Annotated in this window: 11 protein-coding genes and 1 pseudogene; 6 read left to right on the plus strand and 6 right to left on the minus strand. The window is 67.0% G+C overall.

From position 1 onward, the window contains the following. Positions 1-108: 108 nt before the first annotated feature. Positions 109-3,363, minus strand: coding sequence for a protein kinase domain-containing protein (locus NGR01S_RS11670; RefSeq protein ID WP_063036190.1), 3,255 nt, complete (start codon positions 3,361-3,363; stop codon positions 109-111). A 445-nt stretch (positions 3,364-3,808) separates the two neighbouring features. Between NGR01S_RS11670 and NGR01S_RS11675 the strand changes: the two genes are divergently transcribed. Further along, a complete protein-coding gene (locus tag NGR01S_RS11675) occupies positions 3,809-4,543 on the plus strand; it encodes an MgtC/SapB family protein (RefSeq protein ID WP_063036340.1) in 735 nt (244 codons plus the stop codon). A gap of 52 nt (positions 4,544-4,595) precedes the next feature. Here the strand turns inward: NGR01S_RS11675 and NGR01S_RS11680 are convergent, their stop codons facing one another. After that, positions 4,596-8,123, minus strand: coding sequence for a CHAT domain-containing protein (locus NGR01S_RS11680; RefSeq protein WP_063036191.1), 3,528 nt, complete (start codon positions 8,121-8,123; stop codon positions 4,596-4,598). A 219-nt stretch (positions 8,124-8,342) separates the two neighbouring features. Here NGR01S_RS11680 and NGR01S_RS11685 point away from each other — a divergent pair, with 219 nt between their 5' ends. Both NGR01S_RS11685 and NGR01S_RS11690 read left to right on the plus strand, forming a co-directional pair. After that, the gene (locus tag NGR01S_RS11685) at positions 8,343-8,651 is read left to right on the plus strand and encodes a hypothetical protein (protein WP_157107211.1); all 309 of its coding nucleotides are present in this window, start codon (positions 8,343-8,345) and stop codon (positions 8,649-8,651) included. Beyond that, positions 8,652-9,581, plus strand: a complete 930-nt coding sequence (locus NGR01S_RS11690; RefSeq protein WP_063036193.1) for a serine/threonine-protein kinase — start codon at positions 8,652-8,654, stop codon at positions 9,579-9,581. Positions 9,582-9,744: 163 nt separating this feature from the next. On the opposite strand, the gene NGR01S_RS11695 is transcribed toward NGR01S_RS11690, so the two are convergent. The 3 genes from NGR01S_RS11695 to NGR01S_RS11705 all read right to left on the minus strand — a co-directional run bounded on the left by NGR01S_RS11695 (position 9,745) and on the right by NGR01S_RS11705 (position 12,691). Continuing rightward, positions 9,745-10,047 carry a hypothetical protein gene (locus tag NGR01S_RS11695; RefSeq protein ID WP_157107212.1) on the minus strand — a complete coding sequence of 101 codons (303 nt, stop codon included), beginning with the start codon at positions 10,045-10,047 and terminating at the stop codon, positions 9,745-9,747. A 385-nt stretch (positions 10,048-10,432) separates the two neighbouring features. Then, positions 10,433-11,638, minus strand: coding sequence for an esterase/lipase family protein (locus NGR01S_RS11700; RefSeq protein WP_063036195.1), 1,206 nt, complete (start codon positions 11,636-11,638; stop codon positions 10,433-10,435). A gap of 624 nt (positions 11,639-12,262) precedes the next feature. Then, complete coding sequence (locus NGR01S_RS11705) at positions 12,263-12,691, minus strand: nitroreductase family deazaflavin-dependent oxidoreductase (protein ID WP_063036196.1); 429 nt, start codon at positions 12,689-12,691, stop codon at positions 12,263-12,265. 293 nt (positions 12,692-12,984) lie between these two features. On the opposite strand from NGR01S_RS11705, the gene NGR01S_RS11710 reads away from it, so the two are divergent. From NGR01S_RS11710 to NGR01S_RS33180, 3 genes and pseudogenes are all read left to right on the plus strand, one after another. After that, positions 12,985-14,322, plus strand: a complete 1,338-nt coding sequence (locus NGR01S_RS11710; protein ID WP_063036197.1) for a family 1 glycosylhydrolase — start codon at positions 12,985-12,987, stop codon at positions 14,320-14,322. Between the two features lie 322 nt (positions 14,323-14,644). Continuing rightward, positions 14,645-15,463 (plus strand): MerR family transcriptional regulator, encoded by an 819-nt coding sequence (locus tag NGR01S_RS11715; RefSeq protein WP_063036198.1) that lies wholly within the window; start codon positions 14,645-14,647, stop codon positions 15,461-15,463. Between the two features lie 22 nt (positions 15,464-15,485). Continuing rightward, positions 15,486-15,803 (plus strand): annotated as a pseudogene (locus NGR01S_RS33180) (PNPOx family protein); the annotation flags it as partial. 113 nt (positions 15,804-15,916) lie between these two features. On the opposite strand, the gene NGR01S_RS11725 reads toward NGR01S_RS33180, so the two are convergent. Beyond that, positions 15,917-17,050 carry a cobalamin B12-binding domain-containing protein gene (locus NGR01S_RS11725; RefSeq protein ID WP_084480684.1) on the minus strand — a complete coding sequence of 378 codons (1,134 nt, stop codon included), beginning with the start codon at positions 17,048-17,050 and terminating at the stop codon, positions 15,917-15,919. Positions 17,051-17,053: the final 3 nt, after the last annotated feature.

Here is a 17,053-nt window from a genome sequence, read left to right on the forward strand (position 1 = left end):
CTCGGACTCGATGAGCAGTGAGGCCGAGTCATCGACTCGGCCGCCGCCGGGACCGCTGTCCCGTCATCGACCTGAGGTACGAGTGCCGGCGCGCTATCGATGAGGCTGTCAAGAATGCGTGTCGCCGGAGTGTTCCGCGACCCAGGCCGCGATCTGGGCTCGTGAGTTGAACCCGAGTTTGGTGAGTATGTTCTCCACATGTCCCCGCGCTGTGCGCTGGGAGATCGTCAATCGCGCGGCGATCGCCTTGTTGGTCATTCCCTCGGCGATGAGGTCCATGACCTGCCGCTCGCGCTTGGTGAGCGGCACCTCGTCGTCGGCCGATGCCACGTCTCGGTTCTGCTCTCCGAGAGCGAAGTCGACGGCCGATTCCAGCGTCATTCCGGAACCTCTGCGGTGGGCCGATTCGAATCGCCTCTTTCCGAGGGTGCCCTGGGTTCTGCGTACACAGTCGGTATGGAAGACCGCCATGTCGGGGAACACGATACTGGTGCCGATGAAGTGACCGAGCCCATGTGCCGCGCCGAGTAAGACCGCTGTCCGCTCGGCTTGGTTATTCTCGATCGAGATCCACGCCATTATCTCGAGCGCGACGACGGCGACGAGCGGATCGACCAGTCGGCGTGAGGTTGCGAGGGATTCCTTCAACAGCTGAATCGCTCGCTCGCTGTTCCCGGTGCGCCAGACTGCGAGCGCCAGGGGCCGTAATGCCAGGGACCGGATCTCCGTCTCATCGTGAGCGTCGGCGGTCGTCAGTGTTCTTTCGAGGCAGGCTATACCGCTCGGCATGTGGCCACGGAGTACGAGAGCCCAGCCGAGGACAACCAGGGCCCTCAGTTCGAACAGCACATTCTCTCGGGCACGGAATGCTTCGACGGCATCGTTGAGCCGCACACTGGCGAGATTCAAATCGCCGGTGTTGAGTGCGGTACATCCGGACGCGTAGGCGAGTAGAGCCTCGATCGAGGGGTCGGCAGTCTGTTCCACGAGGTCTTCGAGCTCGGTGATCCGCTCCGTCGCGGTTATCAGATCGCCGACTTGGCCCGCGAATACGATAGCGATGTTGAGCACTCCGGCTCGGTCGGCGGCCGGTGCCTGGGATACAGCGTCGAGCAGGCGATCGCACCAGCGGCGCCCTTCATTGATCCGGCCGGTGGAGAACCAGAAACTGAAGAGGTGGGCAGCGGTGCGCAAGCCGCCGGCATCGCCTTCCGAGATACTGTGCTCCATGCTCTTACGGAGGTTCGGGAGCTCCCGCTCCAACAGGGTGATCCACTGGAGTTGCCGCGAACTCACCCAGTCGGCCTCGGCCCGCGAGACCAGACGGTCGTACCAGCTGCGATGGCGTCGGTCCAGTTGTGCCCGTTCGCCGAACTCGGCCAGCTTGTGTGCGCCGTATGCCTGCACGGTTTCCAGCATCCGGAAGGTCAGATCGGCACCTGATTGTTCCCGGATGAGGATGGACTTGTCGAGCAGTCCGGAGAACGCGTCCAGGAAGCCCTGCTCGGTGAGGCCGGTCCCGCAGATTTCCTCGGCGGTAGCGAGATCGAAAGTTCCGGCGAACACCGACATCCGGCCCCACAGCTGTTGTTCGGTGGCGGTACACAGGTCGTAACTCCAGTCGATGCACCAGCCCAATGTCTGCTGCCGGGTGGGAGCACTGCGGCTACCACGGGTCAGCACGGCGAATCGGTCGGACAACCGCTCCGAGATCTGGTCTGCGGACAGGGTGCGCAGTCGGGCTGCGGCCAACTCGATCGCCAAGGGCAATCCGTCCAACCGTGCGCAGATATCCGCCACGGTGCTCCGATTGCTTTCATCGAGATGAAAGTCCGGCACTACGGCGACCGCGCGTTCGGTGAACAACGTCACGGCCTCGTTGGCGTTCGTCCCCGGGACCGGCGGTTCCGCGAAGCTCAGCGGCGGCACCAGTACGACCGCTTCACCACCGATTCCCAGAGGTTCGCGACTGGTGGTCAGAATCTTCAGCCGCGGCGCGGATTGCAGGAGAATCTCCACGAGTTCCGCCACCGGATCGAGCATATGTTCGCAGTTGTCGACGACCAAGAGAACTTCGCGGCCGGACAGGTGTTCCACCAGGGCTTCCAGTGCCGGCCGGCCGACCGGCCGTAGGCCGAGGGTGGTGGTCACCACGTCGACCAACAACAACGGGTCGCGCAACTCGGCCAGCTCGACCAGCCAGACGCCATCGGCGTAGCTCCGCTGTAGTGTGTGGGCGGCCCGCAGTGAGAGACGCGACTTGCCCACCCCTCCGATCCCGGTCAGCGTCACCAGCGGCGACCGCGACAGCAGGTTCTTGATCTCCGCGACCTGGCTGCGCCTGTCGACAAAGCTGGTCAGCTCCTGCGGCAGGTTCCCGGCGGCGGTCCGCAGCCCGGTTCCGCCACGGTTCGGGTCGTGGGCAGGAATGGGCGCGGACGTGGCCATCGGCCGGGGTTGCTCCCCGGACTCGCCACGCAAGGCCATGTGATCGACGGTGAGCCCATGGGCGGCTTGAATATGCCGCAGCTGCTGGCCGAGCGCTTCCGCGGTGGGACGTTGCCCGCTGTCGCGAGACATGGCCGTCTCGATGACGGCGGCCAGATCCGCGGGGATTCCGTACCCGCGCAGGTCCGGAACCGGCTGGGTGCTGATCCGCGCGAACTGCGCCATGACCTGTTCTCCGCTTCGGCGTTCGAACGCGGGGTGCCCGGTCGAAGCACAGAACAGCGTGGCGCCGAGACTGTACACATCGGAAGCACGGGTCGATGGGGTACCACCGAGGACTTCGGGTGCGGTGAATGCCGGTGAAGCGGTCACTGTACCGGTGGCGGTACGGAAGCCTTCGGCGAGGCGGGCGATGCCGAAGTCCGTCAGCGCCGGTTCGCCGTAGTCGGTGAGCAGGATATTGCTCGGTTTGACGTCCCGGTGGAGTATGTCGGCACGATGCGCGGTTTCCAGCGCGCCGGCGAGCTTCACCCCCAGCCGCAACAGTTCGACGAGTTGTAAGGGGCCGTCGCGGCGTATCCGGGCCTCCAGCGAGCCCTGCGGGTGGAAAGGCATCACCAGGTACAACCGGCCGGACTCGGTCTCACCGACCTCGAGGACCTCGACGATATTGGGGTGCCCGGTCAGCCGGCCCATTGCCTGCTGCTCGCGGAGAAATCGTTCCCGATCGCCATTCAGCTCGAAGGTCAGGACCTTCACGGCTACCACGCGGTCGAGGACGGGCTGGACGCAGCGGTACACAACCCCCGAGCCGCCCCGGCCGATCTCCGCGGCGCCCTCCAGTCCGGCGTCGTTCAGCTCCGCGACCGCATCTACACCCAGGTTGCGTTGCGTTGCGAAAGGGTCTGATCCCATCGACAGTCACTTCATGCCGTGCCACCCGCCCCAGGCAAAGGATACACGCGGCAGCGCCTGTCGGTAGTCCCAGAAAAGGGTGCTCGATCAGCGCCGGCCTCGGGCGAGCCGTGCCATTGCGGGCGGCGAATTCGATATCGGAAATCCGGTACACGACTCTTTGCTCCCGCGGTATCCCGGATCGTTACGTCCGGGGGAGCGGATCGCGCCTGGGGTGTCGTGTTCGAGCGGTGCCCGCGGGCTTTTCCCGAGAACCCTGCGCGGTATGACCACAAGCAGGTCACCTGGTCCGCGGGTGCGCGTATCGGAAGCGTTATCGGTACCGGGCCGCCGAAACCGGGTGGAAATGTCGACCGAGCTTTCGGTCCGACCGTCCACCGGTCGCTGCCTCGCCCACGGCGAGCTGCGTCGACAACGACTCACCGGTGCGACACGATTGGAATCGATGACGACGGTCGCTGCGGTGGCGAGCACGAACGCGCAGGGTGTGGGCCAGATCGGGCAACTCCTGCTGGCCTTCGCGCTGTCCTCGATCATCGGATTGGAACGGCAGTTCCGCGGCAAGAGCGGGGGCTTGCGCACGCAGGCGATTGTCGGCACGGCGTCGGCGTTGTTCATGATCGTCAGCAAGTACGGATTCGGCGATGTGCTGTCGGCGGGGACGGTTGCTCTGGACCCGTCGCGCGTCGCGGCGCAGGTCGTCTCCGGTATCGGATTCCTCGGCGCGGGTTTGATCATCACCCGGCGTGGCGCCATTCACGGGCTCACCACCGCGGCATCGGTGTGGGAGACCGCCGCGATCGGCATGACAGCGGGCTCCGGTCTGGTATGGCTGGCTCTGCTGGTCACCGGACTGCACTTCGTGATCGTGCTCGGCTACACGCCGCTGGGGCGTTGGATATCGCGGCGCGGTAGCGCCGAGCGCGGGTACATCATCACCTACGAGGACGGCCGCGGCGTGCTGCGTGAAGTCCTCAGCACCTGTACCAGGCGCGGATGGGTGATCGATTCGATGGCGGTGCTCGCGCAACGTGCCGACATCGGTGTTCGGCTGCCGCCGGATCGGCTGGTCACGGTCGCGCTGCGGCTCCGCGGGCAGGGCGCGGTGGACGCGAGCGCGGTTCTCGGGGGTATCGACGGGGTAGTGCGCATCGACACCGGAGACGACGAGAACGACTGATCGCCGAACCCGCCCTCGCGCGGGCGGGGCGGCCGGTCGGCGCCGCGGCGGTTCATGCTCCGGTGTGGAGGTGGGCGGCCCACAGCGATGGGGTGGCCGGAAAGGTGTCGCGCGCCGCGCGGACGGCGTGGTGCAGTGCGTGGGGCGCGCGGCCGAGATCGACCGCCGGCGTATCGGGCGCGGTACGCAAGGCCGTGTAGAAGGCGTCGGCGATGCGGATCGCGATATCGTCGTCGATTGTCCACAGCGTGCCGATGACATGGGAATATCCGGCGAGCTGGAAGGCGGACGCCAGGTGGATGGATTCGTCGACCAGTTGGGTATCGGTGCTGATAGCGGTATCGCAGGCCGACAGATACGCCAACCGCGCCCGGTCGAGATGGACAGGGGCGAGTGCGGCGACGGTGAGCGGCGTCGTGGCGTGATCGTGTAACAGCAGCCGGCTGCGCGAGGGGTCATCGGGGTCGGTGGCTCCGTGACAGGCGAAGTGCACGATGGCGCTTTCCGGCAGCAGATCCAGCACAGTGGCTGTTGTCGGGCGGGTGTGTTCGGCAGACGGCCTCGCCGGGGCGCCGAGAGCGTTCACTTCGTCGGGCTCGGTGAGGACGGTGGCTCCGGGCAGATGCGTGGCGACCAGGTGGGCTTCCTCGAGCACGTAGTGCAACCGCCCGTCCATCCCCGGTGTTGTGGGCATGGCCACGACGAGGGCCGGCCCGGGCGTGTCCGGGTCCGCGGTGGACGGGCACCGGCGTCGCGCGTATTCGAGCGCGGCGACGGTGGGCGTATAGGAAGAGACGACGCGGTCCATCACCGTCGGTGCGTCGCATCGGGCCGGATGACTGTGATAGCCGGCCGCGTGGATCGGTAGTTGGCCCAGGAGCCCGCCGGGCGCCCACCACACCCGCGGCCCGGCCCGGTCGGGCGCGATCGGCCGATGAAAGCCCAGCGCGTCGAGCACGGGACCGGTTGCGTTGTCCCACAGCCATTCCAGGGTGGAGCTCAGATATCGTTGCGCGGCTTGTCGTTCGGTGCCGGTGCTGCCGTGGGCGGCGGTCTTCAGCGCCTCGCGGAAGGTGCGGGCCCGGTCGCGCACCGCCGCCGCGGACAGGGCGGGCAGCGGTAGGCAGGAGATTCCGTCGGCGGTGAGCAGAAGCGCGTCGCTACCGTACCGGCCGATGCTGAAGGCCACCACCGGCCCGTGGTCGGCCTGCGCGACCAATTGCCCGGTCGACGGTGGCAGGGCGAATGTTTCGAATCCGGGGTGCGTCCGGATGCGGGTGAGCACCTCTTCGAGTTCGCGTGCCAGTCGGTGCCGGTCCGGAGCCGGGGCTTCGGAACCGCCCGGAAAGGGGGTGATGCCGGACCGATTGAGCTCTTCACGCAACCGGACGAAGTCACGACCGAGGTCCGGATGCCGGTCTATTAGCTCGGTGGTCTCCGCGCGGACCTGGACCGTCCGGTTCAGCAGTACGGCCCGGCCGGCCTCGAGCAGGCGCAGTGCCAGATCCGCTCGGTCTTTCTCGGGTACAGCCGGATTCCGCAGGGTCAGCGCCGCGGCGTCGGCGGCGAATCCGCCCCATCGGCCGATGGCGTACTGCTGATCGGACCGTTCCAACTGCCGCGGCGTGATCTCGGGAAGCAGTCGGATCGCGTGCTCGACCAACTCGGCGGCACGAGCCGGTTGCGTGGCCGCGACCAGGTCGGCGGCAGCGCGGGCCGCCAGGATCCGGGTCGACGGCGGTGCCACAGTGGACCGCTGCGCTTCCAGAAAGGCTGCGGTGGCCTCGTCTCGGTCGCTCGTGGCGTCCGTTCGCCAGAACCGCATCATCAGGGCCGCCCCGAGCTTGATGAGCTGTTGGGCGTACGCAGGGTGATCGGTGGGCGTGATACCCGCGGCCCGCCGCAGTGTATCGATGGCCTCGCGGAGGTCAGCCGGGGTGCCGATCTGTTCGAAGCGGGTCCGGAGGGCGAATCCGAGGTTGCCCAGCATGGCCGGGAGGTCGGGGTGATCGGTGGGTGTCGCGGCGACGGCCTGCCGGAACATATCGATCGCCGCCTCCAGATCGGCTGTCTCGCTCGTCTCCTCGAATCGGTCCGACAGGGCGTTTCCGAGATTCATCAGCAGGATGTTCATTGTCTGGTATCCGGTCGGCGCCGAATCCACCGCAGCGCGCAGACCGGTGACGGCTTCATCCAGGTCCGATCGCGTTCCGCTGCGCTTGTAGCGATTCCGAAGGGCTGTCCCCAGAGTCGTCAGTCTGCCGGCTCGGGTGCCGCTGTCTCCCGCTGTGCCGGTAACAGCTCGTCGAGCCATCCGGATGGCTTCGTCCAGATCCGTCATGGAACCGGTTCGATCGAATCGATCGACCAGCGCGCGGCCGAGACTGCTCGCGCGGTCGGGGTAATCGGGATCCTCGGTGGCCGTAACCGCCACCGCTTCCCGTCCGATCCGGATCGCCTCGTCCAGATCCGCCGGGTCCCCGGTTCGCTCGAAGTGGATGCGCAGTGTGAACCCCAGACCGAACAGGTTGCGGGCACGATCGGGATGACCGCCGGGGGCCGCCGCCACTGCCTGTCGTCCCGCTTCGACTGCCTCGTCCAGATCGGATATCGTCCCGGTCCGCTCGAACCGGCTCAGCAGCGCGGCGCGAAGGGTGTCCATGGAGGCGGCGCGGCCCGGATCACCGGCGGGAGTGCCGGTCACCGCCTGTCGCACGAGGCGAATGGCTTCGTCGGCATCGGCACGGTCGCCGGTCCGCTCGAAGCGGGCCCGCACGCTTCGACCCAGGACGTGCCGGATCTCGGTCCGCAGGTTGTCGGGAAGCGATGCGGGGATCGCGGATATGGTCTGCTCGCCGAGCCGGATGGCCTCGTCCAGATCGGCCGCCGTCCCCGTCCGTGCGTACCTGTCCGCGTGGGCCGCGGCGAGGTGCACCAGCCGTACACAGAGCAGCGGATCGTCCGTGGCCGTCGCGGCCACCGTCCGGTGCCCCAGCGCGATCGCTTCATCGAGGTCGGCGAGTTGCCCGGTCCGCTCCACTCGGCTGCGTAGCGCGGCGCCGAGTCGGTCGGTCCTGTCGGCGAGATCGGGATCGCCGTCGACCGTGTGGGCGACCGCTTCCCGCATCAGCAGGACCGCGCCGTCCAGATCGGCGAGGTCGCCGTTCTGCTCGAACCGGGTACGCAAACTGCTCCCGACGGCTACCAGCACGACGGTACGGAAGGGGAGACCGGCCGGGACGACATCCAGTGTCGCGCGACCGAGCCGCACGGCCTCATCCAGATCTTCTGCCGTATTCGTCCGGTCGAACCGGAATACCAGAGCTCTGGCCAGGTGGTATCGAGTGCCGGGAAATGCGGGGTGGCCGGCCGGGGTGTCGGCCAGGAGTTGCCGGCCCACGCGGATCGCGTCGTCCAGTTCGGCAACGGTCTTCGCTCGATTCACCCGGCTTCGAAAGGCGTCCAGTGGGCCGAACGGACCGCTTCGGCCGACGGCGGCCAGCGTGCCCAACTGCTGCCAGAGCCCCTTGACAGCGGTGAAGAAACCGGATCTGTCGCCGTCGTGCTCACGATCTGTCATACCGCCCTCCCCGGATGCTATCGACGCTAGTCATCCGACGGCCTGAAGCACAACGTCTTCGACGATATGATCGAACTGCCGCGCTGCACCGCCGTGTACGTGGCATCTGCCGGATTGCTCGTCGTCCCAGGGGGTTGTTTGCTGCCGTCGTCACAAAATGCCGGGCGGGTCGCCGCAGGATTGGCGTATCTGTGTGGGCATCTGGAGGATATTCGCAGCGTGCTCGGCGACGACGGGAGCGATACCGCAACACCCCTCAACCGTCTGATCGCCGCCGTGCACTCGGACAGCGCCACAGATCTCGGTGGGGCGCTCGATGCCGTCCATACCGCACTACAGGCCGGCGGTGATGCGCGTGGGCTGTACGGACATCACCGCACCCCCACGCCGATCGGCGTGCACCACCTCGAGGTCGTCTACCGCTGTCCGCTCGCACGGTGCACGGGCCGAACCGCCGATGAGGTCCACGACGACCCCCCGCGGTGCGCCCTCACCGAGCGGGAGTTGTTGCGGGAGCGACTTTCCTGAATGGGCGGCTTGTGGGGCGAACTGACGAAGAAGCTCGCCGAGAAATGGCTGTCGCTGCTGGTTTTGCCGGGTGCTTTCTATCTCGCGGTCGCCGGTGCCGCATTCGTTCTCGGACACGGTCGTGCGCTGGATGTGGGCCTGCTCGCCCGAACGATCACCGGCTACGCCGAAAACCCGGCGATCACCGCCACGGGCGCGGGGATCCTGCTCCTGGTGGCGATCTCGGCCTGCGCGGCCGCGGTTGGGCTCGTCGCGCAAGCTGTCGGAACATTTGCCGAACATATCGCGCTGGCGGCGGATTGGGCCGCCTGGCCGATGCCGGTCCGGTATCCGGTGCGCTGGTGGGTGGCCCGGCGCATACGTCGCTGGGATATCGCCGAGGCCGTCTACCGCCGGGAGCTCCGGAAGATGCTGGCTCCCGACCCCGCGGACCGGCCGGATTCCGCGCTCCGGCAGCGCGCGGCCCGCACCCGGAACCGGATCTCGGTGGAGCGGCCGGAACGACCCACCTGGAGCGGTGATCGAGTACACGCCGCGGCTGTTCGCCTCGACCGCGACCACCACCTCGACCTCGCCACGGTATGGCCGTCGGTGTGGCTGATCCTTCCGGATTCCACCCGTGACCAGATCAACGAGGCACGGACCGCCTTGGCGCGGGCGACCACGCTGCTCGCCTGGTCGGTCCTCTATTCGGTCCTGACGGTCTGGTGGTGGCCCGCCGCCCTGATCGGCGTCGTCACCGCGGCAACGGCCCGGTATCGCATCCGCACCGCAACAGATACCTATGCGACTCTCCTGGAAACCGCGACCCGGTCGCACGCCGTTTCCCTCGCGACCCAACTCGGTATCGAGCACGCGGGCCCGCTCACCCCGCAACTCGGCCACGTTCTCACCCGCCACCTCGGTAGCCCGCGTCCGGTCACCGACTGAGCGAACCGGTATCGCCCTGTAGGAAGGCGGCACGACCGGACCGGTCGCTGCCCACGGCTGCTCCGATATTCGTCGACGTTCCGGCTGTTCCGAACAGCAGATCGTTCCCGCACCGCCTGGGGCGGAATCGTGCCGGCCGGGTGTGGTCGGCCGAGGTCGCCGCTCACGAATCGTGGGCTACCGATCCGGAATCGAAACGGAACGTGCGGGCGGCCAGGGCCGATTGCAGCTGCCACCTCGACAGCATCTGGCCCAGCTTCATCGCCGTGCCCTTCATACTGCCCAGCACAGCCACCATCTGCTGTGCCGCCTGTAATGTCGAGCGCTCGGCGAGCATACGGCGCGCCTGATCGGTGCGCCCGATCAACGCCATCTTGGTCCCCACTCCGTGGGCCGCCTGGGTGGCCGCCAGTTTTCCGAGCATGCCTGCCCGGGCCAGCCGGCCCGAAACAATGCGATGTTCCACCGCTACGCCTCCTTCGCGTAGGTGCGATGCACCTTTCCGCCAACAGTCCCGGGCCATCGCCGATTGCGGTATCGAGTCGAATTCCTCCGCCGCGCCGGCGGCCCGTCATTACGCGACCATGATTATGCGAGCATGTCGGCTCCCCGGAAATCAGGTAGTCGGCGCCGGTCCGGTCACCTTGTGACAGGGCACAACGAATCGCGGAGCCACGGGATCGTCGGAGGAGCAGTCCTCGTAAACGGTGGGCGAACCCGGTAGCTGCCCGAAGTCGCAGTTCGCCGCGCGACCCAGGTGCGGGCCGCGCGGCGGAATCGTGCCGACCGAAGATCGTGGGTGGTGCGGGCCGGCCGCGTGAAGGGCGATCACGCGGCCCGCGGTGCGGCGATCAGAGCGAGCCACCGCCGCCGATCAACCACGGATTGAAGGTGCATTGCAGAGGCTGGGACGGATCCAGGGTGTTCAGGATGATCGACAGTACCCGCGGCGAGTACATCATCGTGAGGTGATCCGACAGGTCTTGTTCGCAGCCGTCTTGCAGAGTGATGTTGTGTACTGTCGCGCCGGGCCCCGCCGTCAGGAAGGTCGAGTCGTATGGGGTGGTGATCTCGTCGTACCGGCTTCCCACCACCGTGTACTTCACGCCGGGCACGGTGTCACCGGCGGCATTGAGATTGTTGACGAAATCGGACCCGACCGTCTGTTGGATACCGGAGTGGCCCACGAAGATCTCCACCAGGCCGAGCACATCGATACCGAGATTGTTGATGGCCCGGCCCAGCGCACCGATACCGATCAGTGTGGTGCCGTGATGGGTGGCACCGAAGGTCATCAGGTGCGCGACCTTCTGGTCGCCACCCTCGAACTGGAGGTACTGCCGTGACACGGCCCCACCCTGGGAATGGCCCACGATGTTCACCTTCTGTGCACCGGTGGCCGCGAGGACCCGGTCGACGAATACGGCGATCTGCTTCGCCGAATCCTCGATGTAACCGGTGCCGTTGGCGCCGGGCAGCGCCGAGCCGACGCCGCCGCCCTGTATCAGACCGGACTTACCGTAGTTGAAGGTGAAGACGCAGTGGCCGGCGTCGTGGATCGGCTGCGATACGAACGCGAAGTTGTCGTAGGCGTTCTCCCAGGTGCCGTGTATCAGTACGACCGGTTCCGGATGCTCGGCGGTGGGCTTACACGCCCAATCATTGGAGCCGGGTGGCGCGACATCGGGATTGAACGCGCTGTGCGCGAAGGCGGCGAGAAAGGAGGTGGAGGCGGGCCCGAATCCGACGGTGTCGGAGGAATGGCCGCCGCGCAACCCCGAACTCGAACCGGAACCGCCGTAGCAGTCGCCGGACCCGTTGCCCGAGCCGGTCCCACTACCGGAATTGCACGCGGATCCCGAAGCACTGCCGCTGTCGGCGATGGGGTGCGCGGCCGGGTCTTTCAGCCCGTCGGCGATCAGGTCGGCCAGCTGTTGCTCGGTGGGTGCGGCCGTAGGTTCGGCATGGCCGGCCGGGCCGGCCACGCCGGCCGCGAGGACAGCCGCGCTCACGACCACGGCGGCACGCAATAACCTGCTGATTATCGTTCGCTTCATCGGTTACCTTCCTGCACACAGGTGCGATCGGTTCCCGCAGTGGGTGAAACCTTTCACGCCTGAGAACCGCGAACGACGCTAGAACGGGTGGAGCCCGAAAAGCTTTCGAAAGATATTTATTCGGTGCGGTTCACGAGAAGAGCCACCGATAATCGGGCTCGACCACAGGCACTCGATTATGGGAGGGGGAGGAAAGAACAGCCGTTTCGATAGTTGTTTTGCACAGTGCCGGAGGAAACGCTTCCGGAACTATTGACGGCATATAGACCAATTCGAGTTTCGCCGGTCCGGGTGATCGGTGCTCGACGCTACGGTTGAGCGGATCGCCGATACGTGAGCCCGAGTCGGGGTCGGTGCCGCGGCGAGAAGGCCACCTCGGCGAGGACGGCGGGCGCGGGCGGCCGCGGTGCCTTGGGGCCGAGATGATCGGCCTGTTCGCCGAACGGGTGGCCGATCTGACGCGGCCGGATTCGGCGCCGCAGGTAGGGCCTCGACAGTTGTCGACTCGATGAACTCGGCCGAGGGGAGCGGAGTGTTTTCGGCTGTCTCCATCCGTCGGGCCTGTCGGTTGACCGGAGTCGGGCCGCCGGATGCCGCCCGCGTCGGCGACCGGCGATGGAACCGTTACCTCGCCGGGCCGGCCGCGTTCGGTCGGATGTCGTCGATCCGGAAGAGCACACACCGGCCGGCCAGCGCGGCGAACTCGTCCGGATCGTCGCTGGTCACCACCCCGGACTTGATCATCACCGGCACACCCGTGGGCACCAGTCGCGGAAACTCCCGCAGCACCGGTTCGCTTTCCTGCGCCGGGATCTCGACCAGGCGCACGACGCGCCGACGGCGTCCGAGCTTCAACTCCACGGTATCCGCGGCCTGTACATTCTTCACCCAATCCGCACCGGGTATACCACCGAGAACATATTCGACGCCGTGGTACTCGAACGGTGTCACCGGTGTCGTCCGCGGCTGCCCCGATTTCCGGCCCGGTACGGTGAGTAGCGCCATCGGCAGCGATACGCCTATCCGGCTCACCGCAACCATCGCCCGGTTCATCGGTTTGAGCCAACGGGGGATTCGGACGCTGCGCTCGCCTGCCACGATGTACTCCTGAAGAATTCGGTGTCGACGGCCCGCGCCGAGAGGAGCGGCCGGGGCACGAGATCATATCGTGCCGCGGTCGTTCAGAACGAATTCCACCGCCGCCGCGCCCCCATATCCCGGTCCCGCTCACGACCGTCCGGTGCGGGCTGGGCCCGGCTCTCGTCGCGGTCGTCCCGCGTACGGTCATATCCATGGGATCGGCGTTTCTGGGCCGGGCCGGTCCTTGCCGGCATTACCCTGTGGCGATGCGCCCACGGCTCCGTCGGTTCTGTGTAGTTTCGCTCACGGTTCTCGTTTCGACCGTAATGCTCTGTTCGCACTCCGCCGCCGCACCACAATCCGCCGCCGGGCTACCCCGATTGGACGGCGGGTTCCTCTGGGGTGTGGCGTCCTCGGGGTTCCAGGCCGAAGGGCATGCGCCCGACAGCAACTGGACGCGGTACATCGAGGCGAACCCCTCCCTCGACCGTCTCGGTAACTCGGTGGATTTCTACGACCGCTACGAATCCGATATCCGCCTCGCCGCGGATATGGGTGTGCGAGTGTTCCGGATCGGGATCGAATGGGCACGCCTGCAGCCGGCCCCGGGGGTGTGGGACGAGCAGGCTTTCCGCTTCTACGACTCGGTGATCGCGAGTATCGCCCGGGCCGGTATGCGACCTATGATCACCCTCGACCACTGGGTGTATCCGGGCTGGATCGCCGACCGGGGCGGCTGGCGCAGCCCGACCATCGTCGAGGACTGGCTGGCGAATATGCGCGCCGTCGTCGACCGTTACGCCGCCCAGGACCCGCTGTGGGTCACCGTGAACGAACCCGTCGCCTATATCGCCCACGAGACCGGCCGCGGTAACGCCGACGCTCCCCAGATGCTGGACCGGATCGCGCAGGCGCACAACAGTATCTACGACCATATCCACCAGATCCGCCCGGACGCTCAGGTGACCAGCAATGTCGGCTACGTCGCCGGCGCGGACGACCAGATCAACGGTGACCTGGTCGGCCGTATCGCCGCCCGCCTCGACTACGTCGGAATCGACTACTACTGGGCCTATGACCCGACGCGGACGATCCTCGAATATCTCGGCGGCGCCGTCGGATCCGCGACCCCGCCGGGGCAGCCGATCTGGGACCTCCCGGTCCGTCCGGAAGGGATCTACTTCGCCCTCCGGCACTATGCCGACCGTTTCCCGGGCAAACCCCTCTACATCGTCGAAAACGGTATGGCCACCGACAACGGGCAACCACGCGCCGACGGCTTCACCCGCAGTGCCCATCTCCAGGACACCGTCTACTGGATCCAGCGTGCCCGGGCCGACGGTATGAACGTGATGGGCTACAACTATTGGAGCCTGACCGACAACTACGAATGGGGCAGCTTCCGTCCCCGGTTCGGCCTCTACACCGTCGACACCACCACCGACCCGAGCCTCACCCGCCGCCCGACCGACGCCGTCGGCACCTACCGCCGGACCATCGCCGAAGGCGGTGTCCCCGGCGACTATCGACCCGGCCGCGGCCTGGCGCATTGCTTTCTCATCGACCCCCCGGACAGCTGCCGACGCCCCATCCCCGCACCCTGACCGCACCCGGTCCGCACACCGTCTCGTCGGCGGCGTGCGGACCGGTTGTTCATGAACTCGACGATCGCGGCCGGGTAGCGGCCGGCTCAACCGGCCTGCGTGGTGCAGGTCTGTCCGCTCGAGTTCGTGGTCGACAATGTCGGAATCACTGATGTGGTTCCCGGGGTAGGGGCCCTCGGGTGACATCGAACCCGTGGCCGATATCGCCGGACAGGGGCTGCAGACGCTCGGCGGCTGGCTCTTCGTGGGTTTCGCCAAGATTTCGAGAACGCGCGCGACTCTTGATCCTGACACCGTGTGAGGCGGTAAACCGGAGGGCGTCATGTTCAGTATCGGAGATTTCGCCAGACACGGACGAGTGTCGGTGCGCATGCTGCGTCACTACGACGGCATCGGCCTACTGCGGCCCGATGTGGTCGACCCGGCCACCGGCCACCGGTCCTACGCCGCTGGTCAGCTGGCCCGGCTCAACCGGCTCGTCGCGCTGAAGGAGCTCGGCTTCACCCTGGAACAGGTGCGCCGGATCCTCGACGATGAGGTGAGCGGCGCGGAACTGCGCGGCATGCTGATCCTGCGCCGCGCGGAACTGGAACAGCGTATCGCGACGGACCGGGACCGGCTCGTCCAGGTCGAGACGAGACTCCGTGTCATCGAGAAGGAGGGCGCCATGCCCATGCCAGATGTGGTTGTCACATCCGTCCCTGCTGTCCGCGTCGCCGAATTGATCGGTGAGGCGGGTGATTTCGAGCCGAACTCGATCGGTCCCGTGGTGGGTCCGCTGTTCAAGGAGTTGTGTGCGCGGCTGGAGCGCGCGGGGGTCGAACCCGTCGGGCCCGCCATCGCCTACTACGACGAGCGACCCGACGGCTCGGTGCTGGTGCACGCCGCAATGCCGGTCGTCGCGGACCCCGGAGCGGAAAACGACTTCTCGATCGTCGATCTGCCCGCGGTCGAGCAGGCCGCGACCGTGGTGCACCGCGGCAGCATGGACAAGGTCCTCGAACCGTGGCAGGCGCTCGGTCGGTGGATCGAGGCCAACGGCTACCGTTCGCACGGCCCGGCGCGCGAGGTGACGCTGGAGTTCACCCAGGACCCGAGTGGATGGGTCACGGAGTTGCAGGAGCCGATTGCGCGCCGGTGAAGGCCGCCCGAAGCTCGCTGTGATGCAAGAGCTCTCGGGCCCATCAAGCATCGTGGGCCGGCAGGGGGTCCCGGACCGGCAGGCTCCCGTAATCAAACTGACGAGTTGGTGTCCGGCCGGCGTTGTGCGGAACAACCCGACCGACTACCGGGTGAACGCCGACGGCACGATCGATATCGGCGGGATGCGGATGCGTGCCAGCCGGAAGTGCCGCAATGTGGAGGCGGGCAGCCGGGTGTCGTTCGTCATCGGCCGACAGGTTTCCCTGGAGCCGTACGTGATGCGCGGTATCGAGGTGCGCGGCACGGCCGAGGCGCTCGCCGACGAGGAGCCGTCGTACCCGCCCCAGGAACGCGCGGTCATCCGAATCCACCTCGAACGGGTCATCTCTTGGGGATTGACGGCGGACCCTTCGACTTCACCGGTCGCGGGGCCGAGTAGGCGGGCGCACCCCTACTTCTTCTCCTCCGTCCCGGCCGCCGGACTCTCCGGGATTCCTGGCGCATGGACCGTCACTCGGTCGGGTGTCGTCATAACTTCGTGGGCATGGCGCAGGATTCGTCGAGTGCGGGGGAATTCCGCCAGCTGCGCCGACAGCGAGCGGAGCGCGGAACTCAGCGCGGGTGCCGGCACACCGCGGGCCGTCAGGACATCGGCGGTCCAGAGGACGAAGGTGCTGAAGAGACCATCGTCGTCGATGTAGAGCGCCGTGGCCAGGAAGTCGACGATATGCGCGATATCCTCCGCGGTGCGCTCGCGCTGGAGTTCGGTGTAGGCGCGCATCGGTGGGTAGCTGTTCTCGAGGTCGGTCACGGTAGCGGCGATCAATTGCGTTTTCGTCCGGACGACAAGGGTGTATTCCTGGTCGCTCCGGTGCGTCGGGGGCGAGGACGGTACTCCTGCCGAGTTCGGTTGTCTGCGTCGAAGGCCACGCTCGAGTTCCCGGGCGGCGCCGCGTGCGTCGGCCGCCCACCCGTCGGCCGCCAGCAGTCGCGCGTAACGGCCGTCGGCGCCGAATGCCGCGCCGCCCACCAGCACGGGTACGCCGGCCGCCTGGCATGCGGTGATCGTGGCATGAGCGGTGGGGAGACGGGTAGCGAGCGAGGAGGACAATAGAACCGCGTCGGTATCGTGCTGATGGATGTGGGCGATCAGGTGATGGGTGGGTACATGGGCGCCGAGGAATTCCACCTGCCAGCCGCGCAGTCGCAGAACTTCGGCGACCAATCGGGCGGGCAGCGCGTGCCACTCTCCGTCGATGCAGGCGACGGTGACGTGACCTGCTGTGGCAGGGGTGGCGGCGGCGGGATGGCAGGCCACTGCGGCGATGACGCGCTCGTTGATCGCGGTGGCGGCGTGCTCTTGGGCGACAGTGAGGCGATCGGACGCCCATTCCGTGCCGACACGGAACTGCACCGCCGCGATGGCTCCGAGGAGTACCTCTTCGGGATGGACGCCCTTGTCAAGGGCGGCGATCACGGCGGCGACAGCGGTGTGCTCGTCACGCCGGCCGAGTGCTTCCCAGAGTTCCGCACGGAGCGCACCCATATCGCTGTGTGCCACGGTTTCGGACTGCGATGCGCTCATATC

Origin of the sequence: Nocardia grenadensis NBRC 108939 (genome assembly GCF_001613445.1) — a bacterium.
Taxonomy (GTDB): Bacteria; Actinomycetota; Actinomycetes; order Mycobacteriales; family Mycobacteriaceae; genus Nocardia; species Nocardia grenadensis.